General features: G+C 43.7%; 8 protein-coding genes and 2 pseudogenes. 8 read left to right on the top strand and 2 right to left on the bottom strand.

The window, feature by feature from the left end:
- The 4 genes and pseudogenes from JCM12178_RS18055 to JCM12178_RS18050 all read left to right on the top strand — a co-directional run.
- On the top strand, positions 1-268 hold a 268-nt coding region (locus tag JCM12178_RS18055; protein WP_245628836.1), incomplete at its 5' end, for an integrase core domain-containing protein.
- Between the two features lie 68 nt (positions 269-336).
- Positions 337-751, top strand: a pseudogene (locus JCM12178_RS16405) (IS1595 family transposase); the annotation flags it as partial.
- Positions 752-779: 28 nt separating this feature from the next.
- Positions 780-926, top strand: coding sequence for a hypothetical protein (locus JCM12178_RS18505; protein WP_157054977.1), 147 nt, complete (start codon positions 780-782; stop codon positions 924-926).
- A 70-nt stretch (positions 927-996) separates the two neighbouring features.
- Positions 997-1,521, top strand: a complete 525-nt coding sequence (locus JCM12178_RS18050; protein WP_245628837.1) for a septal ring lytic transglycosylase RlpA family protein — start codon at positions 997-999, stop codon at positions 1,519-1,521.
- Between the two features lie 405 nt (positions 1,522-1,926).
- Here the strand turns inward: JCM12178_RS18050 and JCM12178_RS16395 are convergent, their stop codons facing one another.
- Entirely contained in the window at positions 1,927-2,556 is a 630-nt protein-coding gene (locus JCM12178_RS16395) for a response regulator transcription factor (RefSeq protein WP_054652978.1), read from the bottom strand.
- A 169-nt stretch (positions 2,557-2,725) separates the two neighbouring features.
- On the opposite strand from JCM12178_RS16395, the gene JCM12178_RS16390 reads away from it, so the two are divergent.
- The 4 genes and pseudogenes from JCM12178_RS16390 to JCM12178_RS18045 all read left to right on the top strand — a co-directional run bounded on the left by JCM12178_RS16390 (position 2,726) and on the right by JCM12178_RS18045 (position 5,924).
- Positions 2,726-3,136 carry a bactofilin family protein gene (locus tag JCM12178_RS16390; RefSeq protein ID WP_054652976.1) on the top strand — a complete coding sequence of 137 codons (411 nt, stop codon included), beginning with the start codon at positions 2,726-2,728 and terminating at the stop codon, positions 3,134-3,136.
- A 637-nt stretch (positions 3,137-3,773) separates the two neighbouring features.
- A pseudogene (locus tag JCM12178_RS21305) lies at positions 3,774-4,007 on the top strand (DDE-type integrase/transposase/recombinase); the annotation flags it as partial.
- Between the two features lie 530 nt (positions 4,008-4,537).
- On the top strand, positions 4,538-5,035 hold the full coding sequence (locus JCM12178_RS16380; protein WP_054652972.1) for an OmpH family outer membrane protein: 498 nt from the start codon (positions 4,538-4,540) through the stop codon (positions 5,033-5,035).
- A complete protein-coding gene (locus JCM12178_RS18045; protein ID WP_172677170.1) occupies positions 5,025-5,924 on the top strand; it encodes an SH3 domain-containing protein in 900 nt (299 codons plus the stop codon). The genes JCM12178_RS16380 and JCM12178_RS18045 overlap by 11 nt, the downstream gene beginning before the upstream one ends.
- Before the next feature lie 218 nt (positions 5,925-6,142).
- Here JCM12178_RS18045 and JCM12178_RS16375 read toward each other — a convergent pair.
- On the bottom strand, positions 6,143-6,409 hold a 267-nt coding region (locus JCM12178_RS16375; RefSeq protein WP_245628835.1), incomplete at its 5' end, for an integrase core domain-containing protein.

The raw sequence follows: 6,409 nt of genomic DNA, 5'->3' as shown, positions 1-6,409 counted from the left end.
CTTTCCCAGGCCGGGAAAGCCCACAGACAACGGATATATTGAATCTTTCAACGGTCGTTTCAGAGACGAATGCCTCAATGTGAACTGGTTCTTGTCTCTGGAGGATGCCCAGCGTAAGGTCGAGGCGTGGCGACAAGACTACAATGCGAGTCGTCCTCACTCATCCCTAGGCAACCTGACGCCCATGGAATTCGCCATCCATTCCGGGCAATTGCCCGGAATGGATGGGCTGGAAAGACGCCGGGAACTCACACAAGCCCGGGCCTAAAACGGGGGCATCTCCAACGGCTGGAAGTTTCTACTCCTAGGTGGCCCTAAGATGGGGGCCTTTACAGTGGTGCAGCAGGGAAAGTCCCAGTTTTTGGAATCCTTAAGCGTGACGGAAAGGTATACACGTATTTTGCCGAATATGTTAGCAAGCACTTTCCTAGAGATAGTAGGTGGACAGGTTAAGCCTGACAGTATCGTCTACACGGACAGTTTGCCTATGTACAAGGCTCTGGATGTGGCCGGATTTCGCCATCATCGCATCAATCATAAGGTGCAATTTGTTGAAGAAGGGTACAACCACATCAATGGCATTGAAAACTTTTGGAACCAAGCCAAGCGCCATTTAAGGAAGCACAATGGGATAGCCAAAAAGCATTTTTTGCTCTATCTAAAGGAGTGTGAAAGCAGATTTAATTACGGCTCCCCAAAAGAACAATTAACGACTCTTAAAGATTGGATAAAACGAGACAACAAGGCATAGTTATCTATGTCAGCACCAAGATTTTTACATGGGTTTTCGACGTCAGGGTGAGCGCATCGGCGTGGATGACTCAATCATGGAAGGAGACGCGACCATGCGGATCCTCGCCCGCAAGGATACAGGCGAAGGCTACCGCCAGATGCTCCATCGCATGGCCAAAGAAATCTGCAAATGAGTTCGATGAAACACGGGAAATTGATCTGTCAACAATCCGCAGGTCAAAGGATTGAACTGTTTTGGGCCTCATGTCTTTTTTTTACCGCATGAAATTGTCAGCGAAGATACCCACGAAAGGATTAAAAAATTCTGTCGTGTTGTTTGTTTTTGTCACGGTGTTGGGAGCCTGTTCATTATATCCATTCCGGGTGCCCATAAAGACTCAGCCGAGATCCGATGTCGACAGGAAAGCCTTACCGACAAAGACAGACCCATACATTGTACACGGCAAAACCTATTATCCATTGAAGTCCGCTCGTGGATATGACGCTGTGGGGATCGCATCCTGGTATGGGTCAAAATTTCATGGCAGGAAAACGGCTTCAGGACAGGTTTACAACATGTATGCCCTTACGGCAGCACACAAGACCCTGCCTCTCGGGACTAAGGTAAAGGTAACAAATCTGGCCAACAATCACTCAGTATATCTGCTTATCAATGATCGCGGGCCTTTTGTACCCGGGAGGGTGCTGGATATTTCTTTTGCCGCAGCAAGGAAGATTAAGATGGTTGAGGCAGGATTGGCACAAGTAAGGATACAAGCATTGGAATAACCGTCACAAGCTCATTTGCCTAAACGGCTCTTTTTTTCGCATTCAAGGGTTGGAGTGCCAGCCGTCTTTGCTCCAGTTCTTCCCTACCTAATGAATATTCTGTGATTTCCTTAAAAGATATCTACTTGTAACTCTTTTCGGGCTTCTTCTGCCAGAGCTCTTTTTGGCGTATCCTGATCGTGGTTTGATGAGACAATCTGTCTTTCTCATCGCCTATTTATAGTCCACGTGCGAGGCACGGGTGATTGCTGTTGCACATAAAAGGCAACAGTCTTTTTATGCTCATTTTCCCAGGGCATATATCCACTTGGTGGCATTCATTTTTTGAAGAAAATGTGCAGTATTGGAAACTGTGTACTTGTTGTGAAAACGAGCAGTCACTTTTTGTCGTACCTCAGAATGTTTTTAAATATTCCAATGTAAAAATGTAAAAATGTAAAAAAACATATTTCGAGATTTTGCTATATAATCTATAGCACTGGTCAATAAAGTGTCTTTCGTGATGCCAATCTTGTTAAGTATGTTGCGCTTGTGAACAGCAAAAGTGATCGGTGATATGCGTAGTAGGTGCGACACTTCTTCTGTGGAATAGCCCTCTGAAAGAATGCTTATGATTTGCTTTTCTCTGGGTGTAAGCAACTTCAACGGATGTGAATCAAATATTTTTGTTAGTGTCCGATGCAGCAGTTCGTAATCTATGGGTTTATCAAAATAGTAGTCGATGTGTGCAGAATTGATTGCATCAATGGCAGTTTGGTAATCTCCTTTTCCTGTCATAAGTATTTTACAGATATATTTGTTTTTGTTTAGTTTTTTGAAAAAAGAGATCCCGTTTTCGTTTGGCATGATATTGTCTGATATAATGACAAAGATATCTTTGTGTTGACTGAGAATGGCGCGGGCTTCTTTTGTATTGTTTGCAGTATACGTAATATAATCTTTATTCATCAACCGAGATAGCGCCGAAGTAACTGATGGCTCGTCATCTATCAGTAAAACTTTTTTCTCTAACGTATTAGTGCGTTTACTGGACATTTTGCCTCCTTATAGTGACTCAGTTGGGTTTCCAAATATTATTTAGAAGGAAGAGCCAGAAAAGAACACCGATAAATATTCTTTAGTTGTTTGAATTTTAACATTCGTAGGTAATATTTTTCAATATATTGCTTATGGTTAAAGATTAAACATTACTAGGAGAATTGTTGTGTTCAAATGGAATAAGGTGCGTCCAAATGAAAGTAAACTGTCTTATATTGAGAAAGGGGTGCATTTATCCGGGTTTTTCAAATTTGATGGAGAGTTCATAGTGAATGGTTGCATAGAGGGTGATGTCTCTTCTGAGGGAAAGCTGACGGTGGGTAGAGAAGGGGTCGTTGAGGGTAACGTAAGTGTGGGTGAGTTGTGTGTGGATGGTTTGATTGATGGTGTTGTAAACGTTGCAAGTGTAACTGAGGTTCATAAGGGAGCACAATTTAAGGGCAAACTTACAACGGTGAGGTTGGTTGTCGAAGAAGGGGCTACTATTAATGGTGAAGTTCTGACAGAAGCCGATGATCATGCGAAGGTGGAAACCAACGTATTTGAGTTTAAAACGGCGTCCTCGGATAAGCCATAGAAGTGGAGAAATGGGTTTAAGAGATGGGACCAGCGATAAGGTGGACGCAAGAAGGCCGAAGAAAGCTTTTGATGTCCAAGAAGAAAAGGAAATTTACCGCCTGTTTCAAGCCCCGCGCAGCCCTGTGTCCGGAGAACATACCCTGTCCGAACTTGCCGCCAAGCGTGGCGTGCACCCAAGCCTTTGTCCCGGTGGAAGAGGCAAGTCAAGAAAAGCCTAGCGGCTTGATTTTTAGACAAAGTACAGAATACTCAGCAGGGTGATGCGGCTCGGATCATGGTTCTGTACGCCAAAATCGTTCAGCTTGTGGAGAAGAATTCTTGCAACAAGCCTTCGAGATATCTGAGCTGTTATCGAAGGCGAGAAAACGTTGACAAGAGGCATCCTATGCTCTGTGTCCGGCGGCAGTTCGAAATTCTCAAGCTGCAACGCTCAATATATTACTATCAGCCTATCGGTGAGTCTGCGTATAACCTGGCGCTCATGAAGCGCATCGACGAGTTGTTCATGGAGTTGCCGTTTTTGGCTCACGACAGATGCGTATCATCCTGCGTGACGAGGACCACTTGGTCGGCGCAATCGCTTTCCCCGGCTCATGCGCAAGATGGGGTTGATGGCAGTTAGTCAAAAGCCAAGAACCAGCCAACCGCACCCGCAGCACATGAGGTATCCGTATCTGCAACGAGGCAAGGCGGCCACGAGACCGAACCAAGTGTGGTTGCGCGGACATCACGTACGTTCCGATGAAGCGAGGCTTTCTGTACCTCGTGGCGATCATAAATTGGCACAGCCGCACACTTTCTCATGGAAGCTATCGAACACCATGGAGTCAGACTTCTGCGTGGTCGCCCTGGAGGAGGCTCTGAACCGCTAAGGCGTGCTCGATATCTTCAATACGGTTCAAGGCTCCCAATTCACAAGCTACGACTGTGGAAGCTGGAGACAGGCTCCGATTTGCGGAATGCTTTGATCTGGTGGTTCGTTTTCTATAACAACCCTCATTCTCACAAGACCTTTGACGTCAGGAAGCCGATGGAAATATAACGCGCGACTCGCCCCAGAGGGGCCCCTCTGGGGCGGTCCCGCCAAGCAATGTAGTCCATAAAACTGTCCACCTTGAAAACGCTATTTAGTGATCCAACAAACTAGAGCCACTTCTCTCTTTGGCTTATATCAGGGGGCTGAGGTCAGAAATGACCCTACTGCTCTTGTTTGGGCTTCGCTTGAAGTCACCCACACAATGCTGACCGTTTTTCTGAGAAGCCACAGCATCAACTACTCGAAAGCTCTGCACTGTCAGAGGGTTATTGTTCGTGAATTCAAATAGATGGAATATATAGATCCCAAAAATAAATAAGTTTTAATCGTTGATTGAGCTGGCAGCTATGTCAATGAGTAAAAATGAAAAAAATGCTGTTAGCTTTATGCGTAATACATGTATTGGTTTTGATACCTAATTATGTTTCTGCAAAAATCGGGTGGGTAGATGTTTCTGTAGTTCTTAAGGAATCTAAAATTGGGAAAGTAACCTTTAACGACATTGCTAGACTGCAAAAGGTAAAGGAAATTAATATATCACAAAAAAAAGATGAGCTAAGTAAAATAAAAAAAATGATTAGCTCAAAGCTATACGACAAAGATACCATCAAGACAACGTTTTATAAAAAAATCGAAGAATACAAGCTTCTCGTCGAATCATCCGAAAAAGACTTGGAAGTTGAAAAAAGGTTGATGTTCAAAAAAATTATCGAAATTATAAATAAAAAGCTCGTGATTTTAGCACAAGAAGCAAATGTAGATGCCATCATATTTAAACCTGAAAATGGTTATTTCTCTGCCGAACTTGACTTAACTGATCGGCTTATTGAGTTATTAGATGAGGGTAGCTATGAAAAATAAGATTTTATTATGCTTTATTTTACTTCTTCTCCCTGTAGACGCGTTCGCTTTTGGTGAAATTCAATATAGCACTTGTGTCCTTAATATACGCAGAGGAATGTCCAAAAGTTCAGCAGTCATTGGAACTCTTTATCCTAATCAAAAAGTGCGTGTATTTGGATGTAAAGATGGATGGGCACCAATTTATGAGCCTTGGATGGACTCTTCAAACGCTAAAGTTTTGGGATATGTAGCGAAGGACTATCTTTCACCGACTCAAAGTGGAAAACCCGAAAACATTTGGTCCAAAAGAAAAATAGTAAATAAAAAAAGTGAGTTGAAGTCAAGGCCAAATTTGACATCACATTCATTAGGAAGCTTAGAAAAGGGGACAGTTGTTCTTTCTGTGTTAAAATCAAAATCTGACTGGGCTCCTATATTCAATAACAGTTCAACAATAAACAGTCAGTTGAACATTAAAGGTTGGGTGCCGTCTGTATCGCTGAGCAATTTTCATAAAACCAATGAAATGGTTAAATATGATTCTTCTAATGAGGGTAAAGCAGATGGCCTCGACACTAAAGTCTTAGGCGATATCAGGTATAGAGTTCGCAGCGTGACAAGAAAAGAATGGCTAGGTGCTCCTGTTGATGAATATATAATAGAATTGTTTTGGGAAGGCCAAACAGTTTACGGGTCCAAGTTAAGAGACTTCTCAATGTCGTTTGTGGATATGCACAAGTCAAAAAACAAACATCTATTTATAAAGCTATATTTACATAAAATGAATCTTCAGGAGCGTCCGCTAGTGAGGGCAAGATACTTTTATGACGATCGATTTGAGTTTTGGGTCATAAACTCATCGTTGTACGGCACAAAATATTTCAGTGAAACAAAACTCCTTCCTTAGGTAGTCGCCCCTGAGTACCTCATCCGGCTGAAGCGTACTTCGCTTCGTGAACGTCCAGGGCTTTGAGTTTGAAAGACTCCGTATCTCGATAGCCGGAGGCTTTTCGCTTCAGGCTCATGATCTTGTGGGTTGATCCCTCCTGACGAGATAAGCGAAGAGGTTCTTTGTTAGGACCACATTATAGTAGAGATTTTCTACGGGGTGGAGATGCCCCCGTTTTAGGCCCGGGCTTGTGTGAGCTCCCGGCGTCTTTCCAGCCCATCCATTCCGGGCAATTGCCCGGAATGGATGGCGAACTCCATGGGCGTCAGGTTGCCTAGGGATGAGTGAGGACGACTCGCATTGTAGTCTTGTCGCCACGCCTCGACCTTACGCAGGGCATCCTCCAGAGACAAGAACCAGTTCACATTGAGGCATTCGTCTCTGAAACGACCGTTGAAAGATTCAATATATCCGTTGTCTGTGGGCTTTCCCGGCCTGGAAAA

Origin of the sequence: Salidesulfovibrio brasiliensis JCM 12178, from assembly GCF_001311825.1 — a bacterium.
Classification (GTDB): domain Bacteria; phylum Desulfobacterota; class Desulfovibrionia; order Desulfovibrionales; family Desulfovibrionaceae; genus Pseudodesulfovibrio; species Pseudodesulfovibrio brasiliensis.
This window is presented reverse-complemented; position numbering and strand designations above follow the sequence as displayed.

Bases quoted from the DNA above. Each gene is read 5' to 3' on its own strand.
- JCM12178_RS16380 (WP_054652972.1), top strand. From the start codon at position 4,538: ATGAAAAAAATGCTGTTAGCTTTATGCGTAATACATGTATTGGTTTTG.
- JCM12178_RS18045 (WP_172677170.1), top strand. From the start codon at position 5,025: ATGAAAAATAAGATTTTATTATGCTTTATTTTACTTCTTCTCCCTGTA.
- JCM12178_RS16395 (WP_054652978.1), bottom strand. From the start codon at position 2,556: ATGTCCAGTAAACGCACTAATACGTTAGAGAAAAAAGTTTTACTGATA.
- JCM12178_RS18505 (WP_157054977.1), top strand. From the start codon at position 780: ATGGGTTTTCGACGTCAGGGTGAGCGCATCGGCGTGGATGACTCAATC.
- JCM12178_RS18050 (WP_245628837.1), top strand. From the start codon at position 997: ATGTCTTTTTTTTACCGCATGAAATTGTCAGCGAAGATACCCACGAAA.